Raw genomic sequence first — 25626 nt, 5'->3', positions numbered from 1 at the left:
ATGGCCCTGGAGGTCACCGTCGATGGCGGTCTGCGGGACGCGGAAGCAGCGCTCGCGACGCTCGTCGAGGATCGTGTCGCGGGACGTATCTTCGCCCACGACGCGACCCTCTGGGGTGAAGCGGCTGCGGCGGAAGCCGCGATTCGGCTTGGCTGGACCGATGTCGCCGCCACCGCTGAGCGCCTGATCGCGGAGATCGAGCAGCTGCGCTCGGACCTGCGCGCGGGTGGAGTCGATCGCATCGTGCTCTGCGGCATGGGCGGATCGAGCCTGGCTCCTGCAGTCATCACTCGCTGGGCCGGAGTCGATCTCACCATGATCGACTCCACCCATCCCGATGTGGTGCGACGCGCGCTCGCCGGAGATTTGGCCCGCACCGCGGTCGTCGTGAGCTCGAAGTCGGGTGGAACGATCGAGACCCGCAGCCACCTCGCGGCGTTCGAGGATGCGTTCCGGGCGGCCGCGATCGAGCCGTCTGAGCGCATCATCATCGTGACCGACCCTGGCTCCCCGCTCGACGAGGAGTCCCGTGCCGCCGGCCGTCGCGTGTTCACGGCCGACCCGAATGTGGGAGGCCGATTCTCAGCACTGACCGCATTCGGCCTGGTGCCCGCCGGGCTCGCCGGAGCCGACCTGGGGCGCCTCCTCCAGGATGCGGAGGCTGTGCGCGCCCGCGTCTCCTCAGACCACGCGGAGAACCCCGCGTTGCGCCTCGCTTCGGCGATCTACGCCGGGCTGCCGCGTCGCTTCGTGCTGGCTCTCGTGGAAGACGGTTCGGCCGCTTGGGGGCTCGGCCACTGGATCGAGCAGCTCGTCGCCGAATCGACCGGCAAGGAGGGGCAGGGCGTCTTGCCGGTCGCACTCGATGCGGGTGCTCCGGAGTTCGCGACCGTGCCCGCGAGCGCGACCGTGGTCGGGCTTGCCGACGACGGTGGCCAAGCAGCTGAGGTCTCCGGCCAGCGCGCGTCGATCGGCGTCGCAGGCACGCTGGGCGCTCAGGTGCTCACCTGGGAAGTCGCAACTGCAGTGCTGGGCCGGCTCATGGGCATCGACCCGTTCAACCAGCCCGATGTCGAGTCGGCGAAGGTCGCTGCGCGGTCAGCGCTCGACAGTGACACAGCTGCACCGAGCGGTGACGACGGAGCCGAACTCGCCGGCTCCGGAGGCGCCCGGGTACTCTCGACGCCGTCCGGAGTGGACGTGTCCGACGTGACGGGATTCATCGGGCAGGTGCGCCAGGCGGCTCAGCACGCGGGGTATCTCTCGCTCCAGGCGTACCTCGACCCGCAGGGCGACGAGTCGCAACCGTTGCGCACGCTTCGCGACCGGCTCGCGGAGGCGACCGGCTGCCCGGTCGCACTCGGGTGGGGCCCGAGCTATCTGCACTCCACCGGCCAGCTGCACAAGGGCGGCCCTGCAGCGGCAGTCTTCCTGCAGCTCACGGAGACGGACCCGGAATCGCTGCCGATCCCAGGCTCGGATCGCGGCTTCGACGCTCTGATCACAGCGCAGGCCCGAGGCGATCGCTCAGTTCTCGCCGAGCGCGATCGGCCGGTGTTCGCGATCGAGTGCGCTGACCCTGCAGCCACGGTCCGCGCACTCACCGAGGCGTTGTCATCGCTCGACTGAGTGCGACAGCGCCGATCGACGAAAACGGCCCCAGAGCGCAGTGCTCTGGGGCCGTTTTCGTCTGCGGGGCTACGCCGACTTGCGCGCGGTGCCTCGTCGAGTGCGAAGCTTCTGCAGCGCAGCCTCGAGGAGTTCTTCCGCCTCCTCGGGCGTGCGACGCTCCTTCACGTACGCGAGGTGCGTCTTGAACGGTTCGTTCTTCGGAAGCAGCGGAGGATTCTCCTTGTCGCGCCCGGCGGGGAGGCCGGTCGTCGGAGAATCGATCTGCTCGGGAATCTCCTCATCGGGAACGTCGGATGCGAAATAGCGCACCGTTTCGTTTCCGAGGGCATCCCAGTATGAGATCTGCGTGCGTTCGGCGCGTGAGCCGTGATCCTTCTCCCCCATGGGGCCGGAACCGACGCGGGCGCCACGGATGGCGTTACTGCCTGCCACGAATTGCCTTTCTACTGCTGGATCGGGTGAGCGCGCCGTCTAGACGACGGAGAAGCGCGCGATGAGCCCGAGCGCGATGATCGAAGCTCCCCAAATGAGGGACACGACGACGGTGATGCGATTGAGGTTGCGCTCCGCGACTCCCGATGAGCCGAGGCTCGACGTCACCCCGCCTCCGAACATGTCGGAGAGCCCTCCCCCGCGCCCCTTGTGGAGCAGGATGAACAGGGTGAGCAGCAGGCTCGTGATCACGAGGATGACGAGCAGGATGATCTTCAGAATGAGCACGAAGTGCACCTTTCGAGGTCGCGGGCGCGTAAGGCCAACGTCCAGTATAGCGTGGAGTCCTTTTAGCCGGCCGTCACATGCTTCTGGAACTGAATGATCCGAGTGAACTCGTCGACCTTCAAGCTCGCTCCGCCGACAAGAGCACCGTCGACATTGGGCTGGCGCATGAATCCGGCGATGTTCTGGCTGGCGACTGATCCTCCGTAGAGAATGCGCGTGCGCGCGGCGCGGTCATCGCCTCGCAGATTGCGCAGGTGCTCGCGCAGCGCCCGAGCGACGTCTTCCGCCTGCTCCGGGGTGGCCGCCTGCCCGCTGCCGATCGCCCACACGGGCTCGTAGGCAACGACGAACTCCGCATCCTCCGGGAGCTGCGCCAGAGCGGTCGTCAGCTGAGCGACGGGGATCGCCGCAGCGCCGTGCTCCTCCAAGTCCGCAGCCGTCTCACCGACGCAGATCATCGGCACCATTCCCGAAGCATGAGCGGCCCGGGCCTTCAGCCCGACGGTCTCATCGCTCTCACCGTGTCCCTGACGTCGCTCGGAGTGCCCGACGAGTACATACGATACGTCGAGCTTCGCGAGCATCGCCGCGGAGATGTCTCCGGTGTACGCGCCGGCTTCGTGCGGCGAGACATCCTGTGCTCCGAGGGTGAGCGAGAGCTTGTCGGCTGCGAGCAGGGTCTGCACCGAGCGGAGATCGGTGAACGGAGGGAAGACGGCCACTTCGGCGGCCGAGAAATCATGCCGCACATCTGACAGGCCCCAAGCGAGCTTCTGCACGAGTGCGATCGCCTGAAGATGGTCGAGGTTCATCTTCCAATTGCCCGCGATCAGCGGCGTGCGCTCCGTGAACGGCAGCGGCTGCCTGGCATCCGCGCCTTCCTGGGTGTTTCCGGTCATGCCAGTACCTCCAAGCCGGGCAGTGACTTGCCCTCCAAGTATTCGAGACTCGCACCGCCGCCGGTGGAGATGTGGCCGAACTGGTCGTCCGAGAACCCCAGCGCGCGGACCGCTGCAGCGGAGTCACCGCCCCCGACGACGGTGAAGCCATCGGTCTCCGTCAAAGCGCGTGCGACGGTCCGAGTGCCCGACGCGAACGCGTCGAGTTCGAACACGCCCATCGGGCCGTTCCAGAAGACGGTCGCCGATTCGGCGATGACGGCGGCAAAGGCGTCTGCTGACTTCGGCCCGATGTCGAGACCGAGGCCCTTCGCTCCGAAGCTCGAGGCCTCGATCGCATCGGCCGGCACCGTCTCATGCGCGGCGTCGGCGGCGAACTTCTCGGCCACGACAATGTCTGTGGGGAGTACGATGCGCACCCCGCGACGTTCAGCCTCCGAGAGGTACCCGCGCACGGTGTCGAGCTGGTCGGCTTCGAGGAGGCTCGCAGCGACCGCGTGACCTTGTGCGGCGAGGAATGTGAACAGCATCCCTCCGCCGATGAGCAGCGTGTCGACCCGCTCGAGCAGATGGGAGATCACACCGAGCTTGTCGGAGACTTTCGAGCCGCCGAGCACCACGGTGTACGGCCGAGCCGCGTTCACGGTCAGGCGCTGCAGCACGTCCAACTCTGCGGCGACGAGACGACCGGCAGCGCTCGGCAGCAACTGCGCGAGTTCGTAGACGCTCGCCTGCTGCCGGTGCACGACGCCGAAGCCGTCCGAGACGAAGGCGTCACCGAAGGCTGCCAAACGCTCAGCGAAGGCACGTCGCTCGGCAGCATCGGCGCTTGTCTCCGCGGCCGAGAACCGCAGATTCTCGAGGAGCACCACCTCGCCGTCGGAGAGACCGGAGACCGCAGCCGAGGCGGCGTCTCCGATGGTCTCCTCGACGAAGCGCACCGGTGCCCCGAGCAGTTCGCTCATGCGTTCAGCGACCGGACGCAACGAGTACCGAGCGTCCGGTTCGCCCTTCGGGCGACCGAGATGGCTGATGAGCACGAGCTTCGCCCCGGCATCGCGCAATTCGCGGATGGTCGAGAGCGAAGCACGGATACGGCCGTCATCCGAGATGACGCCGTCGCTCAGAGGAACGTTGAGATCGCATCGGACGACGACCGTCTTCGATCGCAGCGATCCGAGTGATTCTATGGTGCGCATGAACAGGTGGGCTCCTCGAGGTGCGGAATTCAGATCAGGCCGGAAGTCTGCGTGCGCGCCGCTTCGAAGCGACGTGCCACGTCCTGCCAGTTCGCGATGTTCCAGAACGCCTTGACGTAGTCGGCGCGCACGTTGAGGTAGTCGAGGTAGTAGGCGTGCTCCCAGACATCGAGCTGCAGCAGCGGAATCGTGCCTGCGGGGAGGTTGCCCTGCTGGTCGAAGAGCTGCACGATGTTCGGGCGCTGACCGAGCACGTCCCACGCGAGCACTGCCCATCCCGAGCCCTGAACGCCGAGAGCCGTCGCGGTGAAATGCGCCTGGAACTTCTCGAAACCGCCGAAGTACTCGTCGATCGCAGCGGCGAGTTCGCCTTCGGGGCGGTCTCCACCCTCCGGCGAGAGGTTGTTCCAGAAGATCGTGTGGTTGACGTGGCCGCCGAGGTTGAACGCGAGGTCCTTCTCCAGCTTGTTGACGGCCGCGAGGTTGTTCGACTCGCGCGCCTCCGCCAGCTGCTCGAGAGCGGTGTTCGCGCCGGTCACGTAGGCCTGGTGGTGCTTGTCGTGATGCAACTGCATGATCTTGCCGCTGATGTGCGGCTCGAGAGCGGCGTAATCATAGGGAAGCTCGGGAAGTGAGTAGGCGGCCATGTGGCGATCCAATCTCTCGGTGAACAGTTGTCGGATTCAGTCTATGGCGGGAGCTCTCCCCGTGGTGGGAAAGGCAGTCCGAGACGACCGTCTGATCGCCGCTGTTCGCCAGACGCTAAATTCTGTCGAGTTCGTCGGGCAGGCTCGCCTCCGTGCCCGGCACGCCGCGCACTTCCGCTTCCTTGTCGGCCATCGCGAGCAACCGCCTGATGCGGCCGGCCACGGCATCCTTCGTGAGCGGCGGATCAGCCCGTGCCCCGAGGTCGTCGAGGCTCGCCTCCCGATGTGTGAGTCGCAGTTCGCCGGCGTAGCGCAGATGCTCGGGAATGCTGTCTCCGAGCAGCTCCATGGCTCGCTCCACTCGGGCGCACGCAGCAACCGACGCCTGAGCGGAGCGGCGAAGGTTCGCATCGTCGAAGTTCACGAGGCGGTTCGCGGTTGCGCGAGTCTCCCGGGCGCGACGCAATTCGTCCCAGTTCTTCCGCGCCTCCTGGGCGCCGATCAAGCCCAGCATCTCGCTGATCGCTTCGCTGTCGCGAATGAGCACCTTGTGCTGCCCGCGGATCTCACGGCTCTTCGCGTCGACGCCGATGCGGCTCGCCGCTCCGACGAGCGCCATGGCGACCTCGTTGCTCGGGCACACGATCTCGAGGTTCGCGGAACGACCCGGTGCGGTCAGCCCGCCCCTGGCGAGGAAGGCGCCTCGCCAGATCGCTGCGAGTTCGGCCTGCGCGCCTGTGGTCAGTCGATTCGGCAGGCCGCGAATCTGTCGGCGCCGCTGGTCGAGCAGTCCGAGCTGTCGGGCGAGTGTCTCGCCGTCGAGGACGCGGACGAGGAACTGCGGCGCGCCGGGTCGGGTGCTCGAAGGGGGCAGCTGCTTGGCGTCGGAGCGGATTCCGTACAATTCGGCGAGATCCTTGCGCACGCGCTGCACGATTTGGGGGGTGTGAAGCTCGGCCTCCAGAGCGATGCGGCCGGAAATGGTGTGCAGCCCGCCTGCAAGACGGAGGATCGTGGCGACCTCGGCAACGCGTTCGCCGGTGCTCTGCACCGGGAATCGCACGAGTTCGCTCTTGACCTCGGGGGTAGACAGCACGAATGAGTCCTTTCGGAGAGGGTGTTTCAATGAATCGGTCGACGTGCGGAACGTCGACTACTCGCGACCGAGGTCGCGGTGGCGCAGGCTCACGCTGACGCCGGGAAGCCCGGCAAGTCGGTCGGCGAGCTCTCGAGCGGTGGCGACCGAGCGGTGCTTGCCGCCGGTGCATCCTACCGCGAGCGATGCATGTCGTTTGTTCTCGCGCTGGAATCCGGCCAGGACCGGAGTGAGCGCAGCGACATAATTATCGAGGAACTCGGCGGCACCCTCGCGGCCGAGTACGTATTCTTTGACCTCGGGATCGACTCCGGTGAGGGCCCGGAGCTCCGGCTCCCAGAACGGATTCGGGAGAAACCGCATGTCGACCATCAGGTCGACATCGGTCGGCGCGCCGTACTTGAACCCGAAACTCGACACCGAGAGCTGCAGCCCGGGGGTGTTGTCATCGGAGAACAGCTCCCGCGTTGCGGTCGAGAGATCGTGAACGTTGTAGCGCGAGGTGTCGATGACCACATCGCACGATGCGCGGAGCTCCTGCAGGCGTTCGCGCTCGAGGCGGATGCCCTCGAGCAGACTGCGCTCTTCGCCCTGCAGCGGGTGCGGACGACGCACCGACTCGTACCGGCGCACGAGAATCTCGTCGGTCGCGTCGAGGAAGACGACGCGCACCGTCGCGTTGTCGCGCAGCTCGTCGACTGTCGCCTGAATGTCGGCGAACAGGTCGCGGCCGCGAACGTCCACGACCGCCACGATGCGCGGCAGAGCGCCGCCCGAACGGTCGGCCATGTCGGCGAGCGTCTTCAACATCGGGAGCGGGAGATTGTCGACGACGTACCAACCGAGGTCTTCCAGCGTGTTGGCGACCGTGCTACGGCCGGCTCCGGACATGCCGGTGACGATGAGGATCTCCTGCTGGGATGCCGCGTCGTTCATGCGCCGAGTTCCTCTCCCTGCTTCGCGTCCACGTGAGCTTCTAGCTTAGCGCCCGCCCCTGCGTCCGATTGCAGATGGGCCAGGATCTGCTCTCCCAGTTTCGGTCCGACGCCTGGCGCGGCGGCGAGCTCGGCGAGTGACGCCGCACGGAGCCGTGTCACCGAACCGACGTACTTGAGCAGGGCCTGAACGCGCTTGGGCCCGAGCCCGGGGATTTCTGAGAGTCGGCTCGAGATCGAAGTACTGCGACGCTGACGCTGGAATGTGATCGCGAACCGGTGCGCTTCGTCACGGACGCGCTGCACCAGGAAGAGCGCCTCGCTGGTGCGCGGCAGGATGACCGGGAATGGGTCGCCTGGCAGCCAGATCTCCTCGAGTCGCTTCGCGATCCCGCACAGGGCGATATCGGTGATTCCCGCCTCTGCGAGCGCCCGAGCTGCGGCCTTCACCTGCGGCTCACCGCCGTCGACGATCAGCAGCTGCGGTCGATCGCGGTAGATGCCGCTCGGCTGCTCCCCCGCTTCCCGAGCGGCGTTCAGTTGTGCGGCACGGCGCGAAACGACCTGGTAGATGGAATCCGTGTCGTCCGTCGTTTGCTCGATGCGGTACTTGCGATAGGCGCCCTTCGCAGGCAGCCCGTCCTCGAAAACGACCAGTGACGCGACGACGCCCGTGCCCTGAAGATGCGACACGTCGATGCACTCGATGCGCAGCGGCGCTTCGTCCATGTCGAGGGCGCGCTGCAGCTCGGCGAGCGCATCGGTGCGTGCGGTGAGGTCTGCAGCTCGTTTGAGTTTGTGCCGGATCAGGTGCTCACCGGCATTGCGCATCGCCCGATCCATCAGTTGCACCTTGTCGCCGCGCTCCGGCACGCGCACGGTGACGCGCCCGCGACGAGGTCGACGTGCGCCGAGCGCCTCCTCGAGCGCTGCCGAGTTCGCCGGGAGCTGGGGAACGAGGATCTGCGGCGGCGGCTCGCGATCGCCCTCGTACGCGGATTGCAGTACCTGCTCGAGCAGCGTCTCGGGCGAATCGTCGAGTTCGACGTCGACGATCCAGCTGCGTTCGCCGCGGATGCGCCCGCCGCGGATGATGAACTGATGCGCAGCGGCGGCGAGTTCGTCCGATCGGAGCCCGAACACGTCGAGATTCACGTCGAGCCCGAGCACCACGGCGTTCTTCTCCATGACGTGCTCCACAGCTTGCGCCTGGTCGCGGAGACGGGCGGCCTCCTCGTATCGCTGCTCGCTCGCGGCCTCGCGCATGGCGCGCTGCAGAGCCTTCAGATGGCTCGTGTCGCTGCCTCCGAGGAAGGCGACCAGTTCGCCCACTCGTGCGCGGTGCTCCTCCACGGTGAGCTTCTGCGAGCAGGGGCCGCTGCAGCGCCCGATCTGCCCGGCGAGGCAGGGCTTGCCGGAGCTCATCGCGCGCTGGTAATCGGCGTCGTTGCAGGTGCGGATCGGAAACGCCTGCTGCAGCAACGCGGTGGTCTCGCGCAGCGCCCACACCTTCGGGTAGGGGCCGAAGTAGCGCGCTCCGCGGATGCGTTCGTTCCGGGTGATGACGAGGCGCGGCGCTTCCTCGCGCAACGTCACCGCGAGGTACGGATAGGTCTTGTCGTCCTTGAATTGGACGTTGAACGGCGGTTTGTACTCGGTGATCCACGTGTGCTCGAGGATGAGCGACTCGGTGTCGGTTGCGACGACTGTCCAATCCACCTTGGCGGCGATGGAGAGCATCGTGCGCGTGCGCGGCATGAGCGAGTGCAGCGGCTGGAAGTAGTTCGCGAGGCGGGCTCGCAGGTTCTTCGCCTTGCCGATGTAGAGCACTCGCCCATGCCGGTCGCTGAACCGGTACACGCCGGGCGACGTCGGGATCTCCCCCTGGGCGGGTCGGAACGACGCGCGGTTATCGGTGCCGTTCAAGCGGAGGCTTTCGCCCGACCGTTCAGCACCTCGTTCAGGAACTGACCGGTGTGGCTCTCGGATGCGTTCACCAGTTGCTCGGGTGTGCCCTCGGCGATGATCATGCCGCCACCCGATCCGCCCTCCGGACCGAGATCGATGACCCAGTCGGCGCTTCTGATGACGTCGAGGTTGTGCTCGATCGTGATCACCGTATTGCCCTTGTCGACGAGACCGTTGAGCACGAGCAGGAGCTTGCGCACGTCTTCGAAGTGGAGACCCGTCGTCGGCTCGTCGAGCACGTAGATGCTGCGGCCGTTCGATCGCTTCTGCAACTCGGTGGCGAGCTTCACGCGCTGGGCTTCACCGCCCGAGAGTGTTGTCGCGCTCTGACCGAGCCGCACGTAGCCCAGTCCGACATCGACAAGCGTCTTCATATAGCGATGAATCGAGGAGATCGGCTCGAAGAACTGCTCAGCCTCGGCGATCGGCATCTCGAGCACCTCGGAGATGTTCTTGCCCTTGTAGCGCACCTGCAGGGTCTCGCGGTTGTAGCGCGACCCACCGCAGACCTCGCATGCCACGTACACGTCGGGGAGGAAGTTCATCTCGATCTTGAGCGTGCCGTCGCCGGAGCACGCCTCGCACCGGCCGCCCTTCACGTTGAAGCTGAACCTTCCGGGAAGGTAGCCTCGCGTCTTCGCCTCCTGGGTCTCGGCGAAGAGGTTGCGGATCTTGTCGAAGACCCCCGTGTACGTCGCGGGATTCGATCGCGGTGTGCGACCGATGGGCGCTTGATCGACATGGACGACCTTGTCGAGGTGCTCGAGCCCGGTGACGCGCGTGTGCTTCCCTGGGACGAGTCGCGCACCGTTCAGCTGGTTCGCGAGCACCCGGTAGAGGATGTCGTTGACGAGCGTCGATTTGCCCGATCCGGAGACCCCGGTCACGGCGGTCATGACGCCCAGGGGGAACGTGGCATCGACGTTCCGGAGGTTGTTCGAGCGAGCGCCCACGACCTTGAGCTCTCGCTTGCGGTCTCGCTTGCGACGACGCTTCGGGGTTTCGATGCTCCGCCGCCCGGCGAGGTAGTCCCCCGTCATGGAGTCGCGGTTGTTCAGCAGTTCATCGTAGTGCCCCGAGTGCACCACGGTCCCGCCCTCGACGCCCGCCCCTGGGCCGATGTCGACGATCCAGTCGGCCGCTTCGATGGTCTCCTCGTCGTGCTCGACGACGATGAGCGTATTCCCGAGATCGCGCAACTTCATCAGCGTCTCGATCAGGCGCCGATTGTCGCGCTGGTGCAGTCCGATGCTCGGCTCGTCGAGCACGTAGAGCACGCCGGTGAGTCCTGACCCGATCTGCGTGGCCAGGCGGATGCGCTGCGCCTCGCCGCCGGACAGCGTCCCGGCCGCACGCGCCAGCGTGAGGTAGCCGAGGCCGACCTCGATCAGGAAGTCGAACCGGAGCCGGATCTCGCGGAGCACCTGCGCCGCGATCTTCGCCTCTCGCTCGGTGAGCACGACATCGTCGAAGAAGGTCTTCGCATTGAGCAGGCTGAGCTCGCCGACCGAAGCGATCGACCGATCATTGACCGTCACCGCGAGCACCTCGGGCTTGAGCCGCTGCCCCTGGCACGCATGACACGGAACCTCACGGAGGAACTCCGCCCAGCGATCGCGCTTGGCGTCGGATTCAGCTTCCGCGTACTGGCGTTCGATGAACGGGATGACACCCTCGAATCCCGAGGAGTACTTCACCTCCCGGCCGAAGCGATTGCGCCACCGCACGTTCACCTTGAAGTCGTTGCCGTACAGGACCGCCTGCTGCACGTCCTCGCTCAGGCCCGACCATGGCGTCTGCAACGAGAACTTCAGATCGTCGGAGAGGCCGATCAGGAGCTTCTCGTAATACTGGTAGAGGCTCTTCCCCTGGCTCGTCCAGGGCACGATGACGCCCTCTGAGATGGAGAGTTGCGGATCGCCGAGCACGAGATCCTCGTCCACGGACATGCTCGTGCCCAGCCCCGAGCAGACCGGGCATGCACCGAACGGCGCGTTGAATGAGAACGTTCGCGGCTCGATCTCGGTGAGCTGCACCGGGTGCTGGTTCGGGCATGAGAGCTGCTCCGAGAACTGCTGCACGCGATCGTCAGCCTTCGCCTCACGGTCGACGAAGTCGACGGCGAGGATGCCTCCGGCGAGGCGCAGAGCGGTCTCGAGCGAGTCGGTGAGACGGCCGAGAATATCGGGACCTGCCACGAGGCGATCGATCACGACCGAGATGTCGTGCTTGACCTGCTTCTTGAGCTTCGGCGGGTCGGAGAGCTGGATCACGTCGCCGTCCACGATCGCGCGGGAGTATCCGCTCGCGGCGAGGTCCTGGAAGAGATCGACGAACTCTCCCTTCTTCTTGCTGACGACCGGCGCGAGCACCTGGTACCGCGTCCGCTCCTCGAGTCCCATGAGGCGATCTGCGATCTGCTGGACCGTCTGCGCCTCGATCCGCTCACCGCAGACGGCGCAGTGCGGGACGCCGATGCGAGCCCAGAGGAGCCGCATGTAGTCGTAGATCTCGGTGATCGTGCCGACCGTGGATCGCGGATTGCGGTTCGTCGACTTCTGATCGATGGAGACCGCCGGGCTCAGTCCCTCGATGAAATCGACGTCGGGTCGGTCGACCTGCCCGAGGAACTGCCGAGCGTAAGCGCTCAGCGATTCCACGTATCTCCGCTGGCCCTCCGCGAAGATCGTGTCGAAGGCGAGACTCGACTTCCCGCTCCCCGACAACCCCGTGAAGACCACCATCGAGTCCCGCGGGATGGCAAGATCGACGTTCTGCAGGTTATGCACACGGGCGCCCTGCACGCTGATCTGCGCGTGGGCTGCGGAGGATCGGATCGGAGTTGAGTGCTTCGAAGTCACCGACTCATTCTATCCGCTCCTGCGCCCGAATTCGAACATACCTACGATGCTTTCGCCAGGAGCGCACCGATCGACGGCATTATCGGTTACTATTGTCGTAAGCAAATGCAAGGAGTACTCATGTCGATCGCGCATCTCGGCCCGTCCCCGATCAGCGCGGCGTCGCGCGCGGGCGACCCCACTCGGAAGCGTCTGATCGATCTCGTGGCTCACCTCGATTCGTCGCGGATGGATTCAGCGGAAGCGCTTCTCTCGGGGCTGCTCGCGCATCAGCAGGCGGGAACTCGGGCGCTCACGGAGACGGAGGTCTCGGCGCTCGCTCGTTTCGGGGTGTCTGAAGATGCGTTGCGTCGACCGGACGCATTGGAGGCGACGACACAGGGGCTCATGGCAGACCAGTCGTTGGCCGCTCGGAGCGCGACCGTGGCGGAGGCTGCGGACATGCTCGGCGTCACTCCGGCTCGGGTGCGTCAACGCTGCGCTGCTGGCACCCTCCTCGCGCAGCGCCGCAGCGACGGGTGGCATCTCCCTCGCTTCCAGTTCCCCGAGGATCGTGAGCTGCCGGGGTGGGCGTCGGTCGCGCTGGTGATCCCGCGCGGCACCCCTCTGCTGTTCGCCGAACGTGTATTGACTTCGCCCGCCCCCGCGCTGCTGAGTGATGGTGAAGAACTCGCACCCTTCGAATGGCTGGCGCAGGGCGGAGATCCTCAGGTCGCGGCGACGGCGGTGGACGACGCACTGCATCGGCTCCCGTGAGCGAGTACCTGCCGCCGCCCCGAGCGGACGCACTCCCCGACCTCGCGCGGGATCCCGGATGGGTGCGAGAGGTTCCCAGCGGCACAGCGCTGGCGCGCATTTTCACAGCGGGCGGACGCTATCCGGTCGCGTGGCACGAGTTCCGCACGTACGGACCGGTCGATGCACGTTTCGATCCGCATCCCGAGCCGCCTGCTGAGTATGCGGATTCCGGCGTGCTCTACGCCGCGCTCGAACTGCCCGGCGCTGCACGAGAATCTGCTTCACCACTCGCTGCGTGTCTCCTGGAGGTGTTCCAGTCCACCCGAATCGTGCGCCGCTCCGACGGAACACCCACACTCGCCATCTTCGAGACGTCGAGGACGTTGCGCCTCCTCAACCTGAGCGATAGCGACTGGGTCGCGGTGGCGGGCGGCAACGCGGCGATCTCGTCGGGAGACCGCATGGCGTCCCGCGCCTGGGCGCGGGCGATTCGCACCCGGTATCCCAGCCTCGACGGCGTGGTCTCCGCGTCGTCCGTCGTTCCCAGTGCGCGGGTCGTCGCACTCTGGTCGCCGGCGGAGGACGCGATGCCGCGCCATCCGATCGCCCAGCTGCGTCTGGATCGAGACGAACTCACCGGCGTGATCGACCGGATCGCAGCGCGGTACGGCTATGTGGTCGTGTGAAGCTCCGTCGTGGCGCGGCGCCTCCCCCGGTGTCACGACGGCTTGCCGCGTGTCCGATTCATACAAGACGGGGATCGCGCCCTCCGCGTAACCTGAGCCCATGACACTGAATTTTGATTTCATCGGCATCGTCACCGCGGATCTGGGGCGTTCTCTCGACTTCTATCGTTCGCTGGGGGTCCCGATTCCAGAAGGGCTGGATGACGCGCCTCATGTGGAGGTTCAGCTGCCCGGCGGCATGAAGCTCGCGTGGGACCCGGTGGCGACGATCGAGAGCTTCTCCCCCGGGTTCGAGCTCCCGGAGGGCGAGAACCGCATCGCCTTTGCGTGCAGTGCGGCGTCACCGGCCGAGGTGGACTCCGCCTACGCCGAGATCGTCGAGCGGCACCCCGCTGCGGCGGACACGGAGCCGTGGGACGCACCGTGGGGGCAGCGGTACGCCACCGTGCGGGATCCCGACGGCAACTCCGTCGACATCTACGCACCGCTCCCGACGGCCCCGGCAGACGACTCCGCGACAGCCTGAATCGAGCGCGCGTATCGGGAGGGCGACTCGCCGGTCAGTCGTGAGAACTCCCTCGTGAAGTGGGCTTGATCGCTGTAGCCCGCCTCAACCGCGACTTCGGCGAGCGTATCGCCGGCCTGCAACCGGGCGCGGGCGCGTTGTCCTCGACGCACGCGGCGCAGCGCCGCGTACCCGTATCCGAACTCGCTGATCATGCTCCGGTGCAGCTGTCGTTCCGATCGTCCGAGCCGACGGGCGAGGGGGCCGAACGCCTCCTCCCGATCGGCTGCGCGAATCACGGTGCGCGTCCAGAGGGGCGGCGAGCCGCCGGCGTCGCCCTCGGTGTCGATCGAGGTCATCAGGGTCTCGATGTAGGTGCGGTCGTGCATCAGGTGCCGAGCGGCCGACACTGTGCCAGCTGCGAGTGCGCGCAGCACTCCGGCAGTGCGATGGGCTGCCGCACGTTCGACGGCGTCCTCCGCGAGCACCAGCTCGTCGCGGAGTGCTCGGAGTGGGCGTTGCAACGCCGTCGCGGCGGTCCCGGGGGCGAAGCGCATGCCCACGGTTGGACGCGCCAGTTCGACGGGGCTCCGCAGCCAGGTCGTCGAAGGGCCGGCGATGAGGAGTGCATCTCCCCGCAGCACGAAGTCGGCGCAGCCGTCAGCGGGAACGATGGTGGACGCCGGCTCCGAGTGCTCGTGCGGCGTCGGCGGCTCGACCCGCCATACGACGCCGAGCCCCTGAACCGCCCATTCCGAGTACATCGACGTTACAGGTGTCCCGCTTGGTCCATGCTGCGGAGTTCGCGCTTGATCTCCGAGAGCTCGTCGCGCAGTCGCGCGGCGAGCTCGAACTTCAGCTCCTCGGCCGCGGCCAGCATCTGGTCGGTGAGGTCGCTGATGAGCTCTTCGAGCTTCGCAGCGCCCTCGCCCGCGATCGCTCCGGCGCGCGCTGCCGACTTGCCCTTGCCGCGCTGCGGCGATGGACTCTTTCGCTGCGCGTGTGCACCGGAACGCGAGAGGATGTCTTCGGTGTCGGCCGCTTCGCGATTGAGCATCGCTGTGATGTCGCCGATCTTCTTGCGCAGCGGTTGCGGGTCGAGGCCGCGTTCGGTGTTGTAGGCGACCTGAATCTCGCGACGACGGTTCGTCTCATCGATGGCCTCGCGCATCGAGCGCGTAATCGTGTCTGCGTACATGTGCACCTGGCCCGAGACGTTGCGCGCGGCGCGGCCGATCGTCTGAATGAGCGAGGTGCTCGATCGCAGGAACCCCTCTTTGTCGGCGTCGAGGATCGATACGAGCGACACCTCGGGCAAGTCGAGTCCCTCTCGAAGAAGGTTGATGCCGATGAGCACGTCGTACACGCCCGCGCGCAGCTCCGTCAGGAGCTCGACGCGTCGCAGCGTATCGACATCCGAGTGCAGGTAGCGAACCCTGACACCGGCCTCTTCCATGAAGGTCGTCAGCTGCTCGGCCATCTTCTTCGTAAGCGTCGTGACGAGCACTCGCTCATCGCGCTCGGCGCGCACGCGCACCTCTTCGAGCAGATCGTCGATCTGACCTTCGCTCGGTTTGATCACGATCTCGGGATCGATGAGTCCGGTCGGGCGGATGATCTGCTCGACGACGCCGTCCGCGCGCTCCAGCTCGTACTTTCCCGGGGTCGCTGAGAGGTAGACGGTCTGACCGACCCGTTCCTTGAACTCGCTGAACTTCAGCGGCCGGTTGTCGAGTGCGCTGGGCAACCGGAACCCATGGTCGACGAGGGTGCGCTTTCGTGACGCGTCGCCCTCGAACATCGCTCCGATCTGCGGCACGGTCACGTGGGACTCGTCGATGACGACGAGGAAGTCGTCGGGAAAGTAGTCGAGCAGGCAGTGCGGCGCCTCGCCCGGTCGCCGTCCGTCCATGTGCATCGAGTAATTCTCGATGCCGGAGCAGAAACCGATCTGCTCCATCATCTCGAGGTCGAAGGTCGTGCGCATGCGCAGTCGCTGCTCCTCCACGAGCTTGTTCTGCTGTTTGAGTTCGCGCGTACGACTCTCGAGTTCGTTCGTGATCTGGCCCATCGCCCGGTTCATCACGTCGCGACTGGCAACGTAGTGCGACCCGGGGAACACGGAGATCGTCTCCACCTGCTTGATCACCTCGCCTGTCAGCGGGTGCAGGTAGTACAGTGCCTCGATCTCATCGCCGAAGAACTCGATGCGCACCGCGAGCTCTTCGTACATCGGGATGATCTCGACGGTGTCGCCCCGGACACGGAAGTTGCCGCGCACGAACTCGATGTCGTTGCGCTGGTACTGCATGTCGACGAATCGGCGCAGGAGCACGTCGCGGTCGAGCCGGTCGCCCACCGCGAGCGGCACCATCGCCTCGTAGTATTCCTCAGGCTTGCCCAAGCCGTAGATGCATGAGACGGTCGACACGACGATGGTGTCGCGCCTGCTGAGCAGGGCATTCGTCGTCGAGTGACGGAGCCGCTCGACCTCTGCGTTCACCGAGGAGTCTTTTTCGATGAACGTATCGGTCTGCGGCACGTAGGCCTCAGGCTGGTAATAGTCGTAATAGCTGACGAAGTACTCGACGGCGTTGTGCGGAAAGAGTTCTCGAAGCTCGCTGGCCAACTGGGCGGCGAGGGTCTTGTTGTGCGCGAGCACGAGCGTCGGGCGCTGCACCGCTTCGATCAACCAGGCCGTCGTCGCGGACTTACCGGTGCCCGTCGCGCCGAGCAGGACCACATCGGTCTCGCCGGCGTTGATGCGACGCGTCAGATCTTCGATCGCGCCGGGCTGATCACCGCTCGGCTCATAGTCGCTGACCACTTCGAATGGGCGGACGCTACGGGTGGGTTCCATGTCTTCGAGAGTACTCGCGACCACCGACATTCATGATTCCGCGTCGAGAGGGTTGCGCGTCCGCTCTGGTGCGACCATCTCTCGTGTGTTTCACTTGCCGCATGAGTACGCGCGCGAGGTGGGGCCTGAGCGCAGTTCTGCTGAGCGGATTCCTGGTGGCGGGCTGCGCGCCGCTCGCTGCTGACGCGAAGCACGGCGAGGATGCCCCGCATGCCTCCGGTGATGCCGAGACGTTCGCGTCAGCCGTCGATGCGGCACTCGCCGGGAGTGGTGTTCCTGGGGGTGCGATCGTCGTAACGGGCTCCGACGGCGGCAATGCGTTCGAGTACGCCTTCGGCAGAGCAGCGGAGGGTCGCGACGTCACACTGCAGACACCGTTCGCGTATCGCAGCATGACGAAGTCGTTCGTGGGGACGGTCGTCCTCCAGCTCGCCGACGAGGGCGTCCTCTCGCTCTCCGACCCGGTGAGTCTGTACGTGGACGGCGTGCCGAACGGCGATGAGATCACGATCGAGCAGCTCGGAACGATGCGCAGCGGGGTCGCGAACTACTCGGGCTCCCCTCGACTCACCGACCTTCTCGTCGTCGATCCGGCGCGAGAGCCCGCTGTGACCGAGCTCCTGGATCTCGCGTTCCCGGATTCTCCCGAATTCGCCCCAGGCGCTGCGTACGAGTACTCGAACACGAATACGCTGCTGCTCGGCGAGGTCATCACGTCTGCGACGGGACGACCATGGTACGACGAGGTCGACGACCGCCTGCTCGCCGCCCTCGATCTCGATTCCGTCACCGACGGTCTCAGCGACAGCGATCGCGATGCGGCCGGGTACCAACTCGCCGACGGCGCCGTCGTGGAGGAACTCCCGTGGGTCGCTCCCGGCTGGTTCGGGGCCGCTGGCGCACTTGCCGGAGACGTCGGGGATCTGGCCGTCTGGGGCCGTGCGCTGGGCACGGGCGCCGAGCTCGCTGCCGACACGCAGCAGTGGAGGCTCGACTCCTTCGGCGCGACGGACGATGACGCGCGCAGTCCGGAGTACGATGCGTACGGCTTCGCCATCGGCGAGATCGACGGCTGGGTCGGGCACACGGGCAACGGTCTCGGATTCCAGGGTCTCGTGATGCACGATCCCGATTCGGGGAGAACGGTCGCCCTGCTGATCAACGGCACCGGCGAGGACCCGGATCTCCCGGCCCACGTCTTCACAGAGATCCTGCCGGTCATCGATGACGCGCCCTGATCACTCGGCTGCTTCGAACCGCAGAGGCAGCTCCAGATTGCCCGCGCCCGACCAGCGCACCTCGGCGAGGCCCTGCCATGCCGCCGCCCGGGCGAGCAGCGCGCGTGCCGCGCTGCCCGTTCGAACTGGCGCGCGCGATTCCCGCCACGCGGCCTGCACGAGCAGCGCGCCGCCCGCGCGGTCCGCCTTCAGATCGAGGCGCCCGGCCATGCGCCCGCCCACCATGAGCGGAAGGCAGTAGTACCCGAACTGCCGCTGCTCTTTGGGGGTGTAGATCTCGATGCGGTAGTGGAAACCGAACATCCGCTCCGCGCGGGGCCGGTACCAGACCATGGGATCGAACGGCGTGAGCAGCGCATCGGGGGCGAGCCGCGAGGGCACGCTGGCGTCGCGGTGCACCCACGCCTCGGAGAACTCGCCGGCAGCGGAGGTCCACCCCTCGACCTGGACCGGGAGCAGTTCGCCCGCCTCGACGAGGTCTGCGACGGCCGCTCTCGCCGGCCCCAGCCGGAGCCGGTGATAGTCCGCGAAGTCGGCCAGCGTGCCGATGCCGAGGGAGCGGGCAGCGCGAGAGATGAGCTCGCGTTGAGCGTCTCCAACTGGAGCGCTGCCGAGATGCTGCTCCGGGAGCACGTGATCGGCGAGCGCATACCGGCGCTGGAAGCCCTCACGGCCCGCAGAAGCCACCTCGCCCCAGGCGAAGAGCGTTTCGACGGCGCGTTTCGTTTCGCTCCAGTCCCACCACGGCCCGCGATTCGCGCGCGGACCGTCCTCGAGGTCGCGTACGAACGAGGGGCCATCGCTCTTCAGCCGGGCCCGCACCCGGTCGAGCGCGGGCGCGAGCTCTGCCGCTCTGCCCGTCCGCTCGTCGCGAGCTCTGCGCTCGGCCATGCGCCAGCCGAAGAGCGGCCGATCCTGCACGGGAATGAACGCCGCCTCGTGGGCCCAGTACTCGGTGAACCGGCCGCTCCGCCACAGATGCCGATCGAGCGCCGTGGCGTCGTAGCTCCCATGACGGGAGAACACCGGAAGATAGTGACTCCGTGCGAAGACATTGACCGAATCGATCTGCAGCACGTGCAAGCGCTCGAGGGCGGCGTCGAACGGGCGGCGTTTGCCGATGCGCGCGGTATTCGCGAAGCCTTGCGCGGCGAGCGCTATGCGCCGCGCCTCTCCGGCTGAGATTGAAAGCATGAGCGTACGCTACCGCGAGCCACGGACACGCTGGATCGCTTCGTGCGCGGCCGGGACGCGTCTCGCGCAGCGGATCCGCGCACACGGCGACGCGGCCGCGGAGTGAACTCCCCCGCGACCGCGCACCGGCAATTTCGTGCCTGACCTCAGGCGAACCAGAGCGCGAGCTCGCGCGAGGCCGACTCCGGCGAATCGGAGCCGTGCACGAGGTTCTGCTGCACCTTCAGGCCCCAGTCGCGGCCGAGGTCGCCGCGGATCGTTCCCGGAGCCGCGGTCGTCGGATCGGTCGTGCCGGCGAGCGACCGGAAGCCCTCGATGACTCGCTCGCCCTGCGCGCGAATCGCGACGGCCGGGCCCGAGGCCATGAATTCGAGCAACGGCTCGTAGAACGGCTTGCCCTCGTGCTCCGCGTAGTGCGCGGCGAGCAGTTCGCGATCGGGGGCGACGAGACGGAGATCCGCGAGGCGATAGCCCTTCGCCTCGATGCGCCGGATGATCTCGCCGGTGAGGCCGCGAGCGACGCCGTCGGGCTTCACCAGGATCAGTGTTTCTTCAACCGACATACGTACTCCTCATGGGTCGGGGGCGGGAAAACTCGCAAGTGGCCGCGCAGATGCGCTCCGATCTGAGAGTGTATCGAATCAGGCGGCGCCGCCCTGTGCCGCCACCCAGGCCGCGCGGTCGCGGTCGATTCGCGCGCCGCGCACCATGCAGTAGACCCAGAGGGCGGTGAACAGCACGCTCACGATGAGCGACATCGGCAGGATGATCGCGGTGAGCAGCATCAAGACGTGCACGACCCATCCGACCAGGATGCCGAAACGGCCGCGCCGCATACCGACGAGGGCGATCAGGATCGCGACTCCGAGTCCACCGCCGAGGACGAGCCCCAGCTCCCGCGGTTCGAGCGCGCTCAGCCCGAAGATCGTCAGGCCGAAGAGCGCCACGATGAAGAGTTCGAAGCCCAGAACGATCGAGGCGAGGGCCTTCTGCGTCGATGTGGGTCCGCGCCGTGCCCCGGCGATGCGCATCGCGGAGTTGTGCGCGACGGTCTCCGAAGGAGAGAGGACGAGTTCCGGCTCGCCGTCGTCATCCGGCCGGCGTGATGCCTCAGCGCCGTTCACGCTGCGCCCCAGCCCTCGGAGCGGGCGAACGCGATGGCCTCGCCCGCGAGGAGCACTGAACCGACGACGAGTACTGCCCGTCCCTCGGCGCGCATCGCCCATCCTCGTGCTTCTTCGAGCGCCTCGGGGAGCGACTCGGCGATCTCGATCGGGGTGCCGGGGATCTCGTCCTCGGCGATCTGCTGGAGATCACCAGCCGGGATGCTCCGCGGCGAGTCGACGGGTGCGACGGTCACGCGATGCGCGATGGGCGCGAGCGTCGCCATCAGGCCGGAGACGTCCTTCTCCTCGAGGACGCCGACGACCAGGGCGAGCTCTGCGAAGGTGAAGGACTCAGACACCGCCGAGACGAGCGCCGCAGCACCGTGGGGGTTGTGCGCCGCATCCACATAGACGACGGGGTCGGTGCCGATGAGCTGCAGACGTCCGGGCGAGGTCAGCGATCCGAAGCCGTCGTCGAGCACTTCTTCCGGCAGCGGGCGACTTGCGCCGAAGAACGCCTCGGCCGCTGCGATCGCAAGTGCTGCATTCTCCGCCTGGTGGTGACCGAACAACGGTACGAAGATCGGATCGTACGACTGGCCGCTGAGACCGACGACATCGATCTGCCGGCCGCCGACCGCGAGACGATCGTCGACGAGCGCGAAGTCGCGCCCCAGCACCGCGAGCGCCGCATCGTGCCGCTCCGCCGCTTCTGCGAGCTCGGCGAGCGCGTCGGGTTCCTGCGCCGCTGACACGACCACGGATCCGCTCTTGATGATGCCCGCCTTGGTGCGTGCGATCGTCGCGACGTCGGATCCCAGAATGCTCGTGTGGTCGAGGTCGATCGGGGTGAACACGGCGACGCGAGCATCCACGATGTTCGTCGCGTCCCACTCGCCGCCCATGCCGACCTCGACGACCGCCACGTCGACCGGCGCGTCGGCGAAGACGGCGAAGGCGAGCACAGCGAGGGCCTCGAAGAACGTGATCCGACCGTGGCCGGCCTCGGCGAGTTCTGCATCGACGACTTCGAGCGGCACCTGCAATTCATCCCATGCCGCGGCGAGCACATCGCCGTCGACGGACTCGCCGTCGAGCTGGAACCGCTCGGTGAAATCGACGAGATGCGGACTGGTGAAGAGCCCCGTCCGCAGACCGTGCGCCCGCATCAACGACGCGATGGCGCGGCTGGTCGAGGTCTTCCCGTTCGTTCCCGCGACCTGGATGACGGGGAACGAGAGCTGCGGCGACCCCGCGAGTTCGGCGAGCCGCCGCACCGGGTCGATGCGCGGTCGCGGCTGCGCCTCTCCGACGCGCTCAAGCAGAGCGGCGTAGACGCGTTCCGCGCCGGTCATGCCACGACTCCCGCCTGCTGCGATGCCGCTTCCGTGGCATCGATGGTGATGACGATCGCCGCCTTCTCGGCGCCGATCGCCCGCGCTGCCGACACGTGAACGCCGTCGCCTGGCGAGGAGATATCGTCGGCGATCGCATCGATGCCGATGGCCTCCTGCACGGCGAACCCTTCAGCCAGCGTTTCGGCGGCGATGAGCGAGGAGTGCATCTGCAGTGCGGCGGCGTGCTCGGGCTCTGCGTTCAACGCCAGCACGATCCGATCGCTGACCTCGAGCCCGGCGTTCTTCCGCGCCTCCTGCACCGCACGGATCGCGTCACGAGCGATGCCCTCAGCCTCGAGTTCGGGGGTCAGCGTCGTGTCGAGCAGCGCGAAACCGCCCCCTGGCAGCAGGGTGAGCGCCGGACCGCCCTCGGCGTCGTCTCCCGCTCGAAGCGTGAGCTCGTACTCGTGCGGTTCGAGGGCGATGCCGCCCGCGATGACGACTCCGCCGTCCTCGCTCCAATCGCCCGACTTCGCCGCCTTGATCGCCTGCTGCACCTGCTTTCCGAGACGGGGCCCAGCGGCGCGTGCGTTGACGGCGAGCGTCTGCACGATGCCGTGCTCCTGCGCGCTCGTCTCCGTCTGCTCGACGAGCTTGACCGATTTGACGTTCAGCTCTTCCCGGAGAATGTCCGCAAACGGGGCAACGGCGTCCGGGTGCTCGACCACGACCGTCAGCTCGGCGAGCGGGAGGCGGACGCGAAGGCCGCGGCTCTTGCGCAGAGCGAGGGTCTGGGAGGTGATCTGTCGCACTTCGTCCATCGCCTGCACCAGGGTGTCGTCCGCGGGGAACTCGGCCGCCTCGGGCCAGTCCGCGAGGTGCACCGATCGGCCGCCGGTGAGCCCGCGCCACAGTTCTTCGGTGACGAGGGGCGCGAGAGGAGCCGCGACGCGCGCGACGGTTTCGAGCACGGTGAACAGCGTGTCGAAGGCCTGGCGATTCTCGCCCGCGCCCTGATCCCCGCCGGTCCCCGCCCAGAAGCGATCGCGCGAGCGGCGCACGTACCAGTTCGTGAGCACCTCTGCGAACCCTCGCAGGGCGTCGGCGGCGGAGGTGGTGTCGAGCGCGTCGAGATGGGCCTCGACGTCTCGTACGAGCCGTCCGGTCTTGGCGAGGATGTAGCGGTCGAGCGGATCGACGGAGTCGGTGCGGCGCTCGGCCGTGACGCCGTCGGCGTTCGCGTAGAGCGAGAAGAAGTACCACGTGTTCCAGAGGGGCAGGATGAACTGTCGAACGCCCTCCCGGATTCCCTCCTCGGTCACCACGAGGTTGCCGCCGCGCACGACGGGCGAAGCCATGAGGAACCAGCGCATCGCGTCCGACCCGTCGCGATCGAAGACTTCGTTCACGTCGGGATAGTTGCGGAGCGACTTCGACATTTTGTTGCCGTCGGAGCCGAGCACGATGCCGTGGCTGATCACGTTCGTGAACGCCGGACGGTCGAACAGCGCGGTTGCGAGCACATGCTGGACGTAGAACCATCCCCGCGTCTGGCCGATGTACTCGACGATGAAGTCCGCGGGCTGATGGGTCTCGAACCACTCCTGGTTCTCGAACGGGTAGTGGGCTTGGGCGAACGGCATCGATCCGGAGTCGAACCACACGTCGAGCACGTCCTCGATCCGGCGCATGGTGGAGCGCCCGGTCGGATCGTCGGGATTGGGGCGCGTGAGTCCGTCGATGTAGGGGCGGTGCAGGTCGATGTCGCCGGATTCGTTGCGGGGCAATGCTCCGAAGTCGGCTTCGAGTTCTGCGACGGAGCCGTACACGTCGACCCTCGGGTACTCCGGGTCATCGCTCTTCCACACCGGAATGGGGCTGCCCCAGTAGCGGTTGCGACTGATCGACCAGTCGCGCGCCCCCTCGAGCCATTTCCCGAACTGACCGTGCTTGACGTTCTCGGGCACCCAGGTGATCTGCTCGTTCGTCTCGAGCATGCGTTCCTTGATGTCGGTGACGCGCACGAACCAGCTGGACACCGCCTTGTAGATGAGCGGGTTGCGGCAGCGCCAGCAGTGCGGGTACGAGTGCTCGTAGCTCTGCTCGCGGAGCAGCCGCCCGCGCTCGCGCACCAGGCGGATCAACGGGCGGTTCGCGTCCATCCAGAGCTCACCGGCGACGTCGGTCACCGCGCTGATGAAGCGGCCCCCGGCATCGACGCTGACGATCGTCGGCATTCCCGCCGCCGTCGTGATCCGGTAGTCGTCCTCGCCGTACGCTGGCGACTGGTGCACGATGCCGGTGCCGTCGGTGGTCGAGACGTAGTCATCGACGAGGATCTGCCAGCAGTTCTCCGTGCCCCAGGTCTCGGCATCTGCGAAGTAGTCGAAGAGCGGGGCGTACGTCACACCCGAAAGGTCGGAGCCGCGCACCGTGCGGGACACCGCGGAGACGGCATCCTCGATCGAGGCGTATCCCAGGTCCTTGGCATGCGCTCCGACCAGATCCTGCGCGAGCAGGTACTGCGCCGTTCCGGCCGCACCGCCGTCGCCGGCGCCGCCGGGTCCGGCGGGCACCACGGCGTAGTCGATGTCAGGCCCCACCGCGAGAGCGGCATTCGTCGGCAGCGTCCATGGAGTCGTCGTCCAGGCGAGGGCGCGAACGCCGGTCAGATCGAGCTGTGCCGCGCGGTCCCCCGAGAGCGGGAACGCGACGGTGACCGAGGGATCCTGGCGCATCTGATAGACATCGTCGTCCATGCGCAGCTCGTGGTTCGACAGCGGCGTCTCATCGCGCCAGCAGTACGGCAGAATGCGCGAGCCCTCGTACGCGAGCCCGTCGTCGTAGAGCTTCTTGAACGCCCAGATGACACTCTCCATGTAGCTGAGATCGAGAGTCTTGTAGCCGTTCTCGAAGTCCACCCACCGGGCCTGACGCGTGACGTACTCCTCCCACTCGCGCGTGTACTGCAGCACAGAGGCGCGCGCCTTCCCGTTGAACGCCGCGACGCCCATCTCCTCGATCTCCGACTTCTCGGTGATGCCGAGCTGCTTCATCGCCTCGAGTTCAGCGGGGAGGCCGTGCGTGTCCCAACCGAAGCGTCGCTCCACCTTCTTGCCGCGCATCGTCTGGAATCGCGGGAAGACGTCCTTCGCGTATCCGGTCAGCAGGTGACCGTAGTGAGGCAGGCCGTTCGCGAACGGCGGTCCGTCGTTGAAGACCCATTCCGGTGCGCTCTCTCGCTGACGAATCGAGGCGCGGAACGTGTCGTCCGCCGCCCAGAAGTCGAGCACGCGTCGTTCGATCTCGGGAAGCCGCGGAGAAGCGGCGACGCCGAAGGCGGCACCCGCGTGCGGGTCTGCGGCTGATGCGGTGGACGGGGTTCCCGTGGGCTGCTGAGGGTACGGCATGGGTTCCTTCTCGGTTCCGGCGTGAGTGTTGTTGCCTGCGCCGGGACGAGGTCCGGATCGCTCTCCGTCACCCGCGGTACCACCCCGCTTGCCGCTCGCGGCTCCCGTCGGGAGACACATCGACCACTTCATTGGGCGATGACGGGCCCGACCCGTTCGGTTCTACTGGGCGGCCCGCACCCCGTTACATCCGAGAGCGTCGAACCGCTGTTCTTCCGAAGACTCCCCGATGATGGTCGGTTCGCAGTCGTTGAAGCCAGTCTAGCGCAGCGTCGGGCGGACTTCGCCATGCGACGAGGGGCTTCGGCGGCGGGCCGGAAGTGCGCCGTTGGTAACGAACAAGTAACGATGCGGTTAGCGAAAAATACCAGATCAGCGCGGAGAATCACCCCGCCTGAGCGCCGCATGCGCCCGGGCGCGCCTTGCACTCCATTGCACGACGTTGTTAGCGTCGTCTCAGCGTTGAGGGCGGCCGCGTGCCATTCTTCCTGATCCGCTCCGGGACATCCAGCGCCGAAATTCGGTGCCCCGGAGTGCGGGAAGTCGAGTGCGGCCCGATCCTCCGCAATACGAACTGGCCAATTGAGAGGCTGCC

General features: G+C 66.9%; 21 protein-coding genes. 5 read left to right on the top strand and 16 right to left on the bottom strand.

The features are described from left to right. On the top strand, nt 1-1629 hold the full coding sequence (locus WFH23_RS07075; protein WP_336662047.1) for a glucose-6-phosphate isomerase: 1629 nt from the start codon (nt 1-3) through the stop codon (nt 1627-1629). Between the two features lie 69 nt (nt 1630-1698). On the opposite strand, the gene WFH23_RS07070 is transcribed toward WFH23_RS07075, so the two are convergent. From WFH23_RS07070 to uvrA, 9 genes are all read right to left on the bottom strand, one after another. Beyond that, nucleotides 1699-2064: an RNA polymerase-binding protein RbpA gene (locus tag WFH23_RS07070; protein ID WP_090148964.1), complete on the bottom strand. Its 366-nt coding sequence runs from the start codon at nt 2062-2064 to the stop codon at nt 1699-1701. Between the two features lie 39 nt (nt 2065-2103). Further along, on the bottom strand, nt 2104-2352 hold the full coding sequence (gene secG / locus WFH23_RS07065) for a preprotein translocase subunit SecG (RefSeq protein WP_090149806.1): 249 nt from the start codon (nt 2350-2352) through the stop codon (nt 2104-2106). A 62-nt stretch (nt 2353-2414) separates the two neighbouring features. Continuing rightward, nucleotides 2415-3251, bottom strand: a complete 837-nt coding sequence (gene tpiA, locus WFH23_RS07060; RefSeq protein WP_336662046.1) for a triose-phosphate isomerase — start codon at nt 3249-3251, stop codon at nt 2415-2417. Then, entirely contained in the window at nt 3248-4450 is a 1203-nt protein-coding gene (locus WFH23_RS07055; protein ID WP_442918710.1) for a phosphoglycerate kinase, read from the bottom strand. Before WFH23_RS07055 ends, tpiA begins: the two co-directional genes overlap by 4 nt. Before the next feature lie 29 nt (nt 4451-4479). Further along, nucleotides 4480-5097: a superoxide dismutase gene (locus tag WFH23_RS07050; RefSeq protein WP_090148957.1), complete on the bottom strand. Its 618-nt coding sequence runs from the start codon at nt 5095-5097 to the stop codon at nt 4480-4482. Nucleotides 5098-5212: 115 nt separating this feature from the next. Beyond that, nucleotides 5213-6193: a DNA-binding protein WhiA gene (whiA, locus tag WFH23_RS07045; protein WP_090148955.1), complete on the bottom strand. Its 981-nt coding sequence runs from the start codon at nt 6191-6193 to the stop codon at nt 5213-5215. A 57-nt stretch (nt 6194-6250) separates the two neighbouring features. Next, on the bottom strand, nt 6251-7129 hold the full coding sequence (rapZ, locus tag WFH23_RS07040) for an RNase adapter RapZ (protein WP_090148950.1): 879 nt from the start codon (nt 7127-7129) through the stop codon (nt 6251-6253). Beyond that, nucleotides 7126-9054 (bottom strand): excinuclease ABC subunit UvrC, encoded by a 1929-nt coding sequence (gene uvrC, locus WFH23_RS07035; RefSeq protein WP_336662045.1) that lies wholly within the window; start codon nt 9052-9054, stop codon nt 7126-7128. The genes rapZ and uvrC overlap by 4 nt, the downstream gene beginning before the upstream one ends. Next, nucleotides 9051-11957 (bottom strand): excinuclease ABC subunit UvrA, encoded by a 2907-nt coding sequence (gene uvrA / locus WFH23_RS07030; protein ID WP_336662044.1) that lies wholly within the window; start codon nt 11955-11957, stop codon nt 9051-9053. The genes uvrC and uvrA overlap by 4 nt, the downstream gene beginning before the upstream one ends. A 120-nt stretch (nt 11958-12077) precedes the next feature. Here uvrA and WFH23_RS07025 point away from each other — a divergent pair, with 120 nt between their 5' ends. The 3 genes from WFH23_RS07025 (at nt 12078) to WFH23_RS07015 (ending at nt 13907) form a co-directional block, all read left to right on the top strand. Next, nucleotides 12078-12713 carry a hypothetical protein gene (locus WFH23_RS07025; protein ID WP_336662043.1) on the top strand — a complete coding sequence of 212 codons (636 nt, stop codon included), beginning with the start codon at nt 12078-12080 and terminating at the stop codon, nt 12711-12713. Beyond that, entirely contained in the window at nt 12710-13381 is a 672-nt protein-coding gene (locus WFH23_RS07020; protein ID WP_336662042.1) for an RES domain-containing protein, read from the top strand. Before WFH23_RS07025 ends, WFH23_RS07020 begins: the two co-directional genes overlap by 4 nt. Nucleotides 13382-13481: 100 nt before the next feature. Continuing rightward, nucleotides 13482-13907: a VOC family protein gene (locus tag WFH23_RS07015; protein WP_200328844.1), complete on the top strand. Its 426-nt coding sequence runs from the start codon at nt 13482-13484 to the stop codon at nt 13905-13907. Here the strand turns inward: WFH23_RS07015 and WFH23_RS07010 are convergent. Beyond that, nucleotides 13859-14650 (bottom strand): AraC family transcriptional regulator, encoded by a 792-nt coding sequence (locus WFH23_RS07010; protein ID WP_336662041.1) that lies wholly within the window; start codon nt 14648-14650, stop codon nt 13859-13861. The genes WFH23_RS07015 and WFH23_RS07010 overlap by 49 nt on opposite strands. 5 nt (nt 14651-14655) lie before the next feature. Continuing rightward, nucleotides 14656-16746 carry an excinuclease ABC subunit UvrB gene (gene uvrB, locus WFH23_RS07005; protein ID WP_090148934.1) on the bottom strand — a complete coding sequence of 697 codons (2091 nt, stop codon included), beginning with the start codon at nt 16744-16746 and terminating at the stop codon, nt 14656-14658. A gap of 101 nt (nt 16747-16847) precedes the next feature. Here uvrB and WFH23_RS07000 point away from each other — a divergent pair, with 101 nt between their 5' ends. After that, nucleotides 16848-17984, top strand: coding sequence for a serine hydrolase domain-containing protein (locus WFH23_RS07000; RefSeq protein ID WP_176698324.1), 1137 nt, complete (start codon nt 16848-16850; stop codon nt 17982-17984). On the opposite strand, the gene WFH23_RS06995 is transcribed toward WFH23_RS07000, so the two are convergent. The 5 genes from WFH23_RS06995 to ileS all read right to left on the bottom strand — a co-directional run bounded on the left by WFH23_RS06995 (nt 17985) and on the right by ileS (nt 25031). Beyond that, on the bottom strand, nt 17985-19178 hold the full coding sequence (locus WFH23_RS06995) for a winged helix-turn-helix domain-containing protein (protein ID WP_336662040.1): 1194 nt from the start codon (nt 19176-19178) through the stop codon (nt 17985-17987). A gap of 146 nt (nt 19179-19324) precedes the next feature. Then, nucleotides 19325-19741, bottom strand: a complete 417-nt coding sequence (gene ndk / locus WFH23_RS06990; RefSeq protein WP_200328852.1) for a nucleoside-diphosphate kinase — start codon at nt 19739-19741, stop codon at nt 19325-19327. Nucleotides 19742-19819: 78 nt separating this feature from the next. Then, nucleotides 19820-20302, bottom strand: a complete 483-nt coding sequence (locus tag WFH23_RS06985; RefSeq protein ID WP_336662038.1) for a DUF4233 domain-containing protein — start codon at nt 20300-20302, stop codon at nt 19820-19822. After that, entirely contained in the window at nt 20299-21639 is a 1341-nt protein-coding gene (locus WFH23_RS06980; RefSeq protein ID WP_090148924.1) for a glutamate ligase domain-containing protein, read from the bottom strand. Before WFH23_RS06980 ends, WFH23_RS06985 begins: the two co-directional genes overlap by 4 nt. Then, nucleotides 21636-25031 (bottom strand): isoleucine--tRNA ligase, encoded by a 3396-nt coding sequence (gene ileS / locus WFH23_RS06975; protein WP_336662037.1) that lies wholly within the window; start codon nt 25029-25031, stop codon nt 21636-21638. Before ileS ends, WFH23_RS06980 begins: the two co-directional genes overlap by 4 nt. Nucleotides 25032-25626: the final 595 nt, after the last annotated feature.

This window comes from Leucobacter sp. USHLN154 (assembly GCF_037145595.1).
Lineage (GTDB): Bacteria > Actinomycetota > Actinomycetes > Actinomycetales > Microbacteriaceae > Leucobacter > Leucobacter alluvii.
Note: the sequence above shows the minus strand (reverse complement) of the source record. Positions and strands in the feature narration are given on the sequence as shown.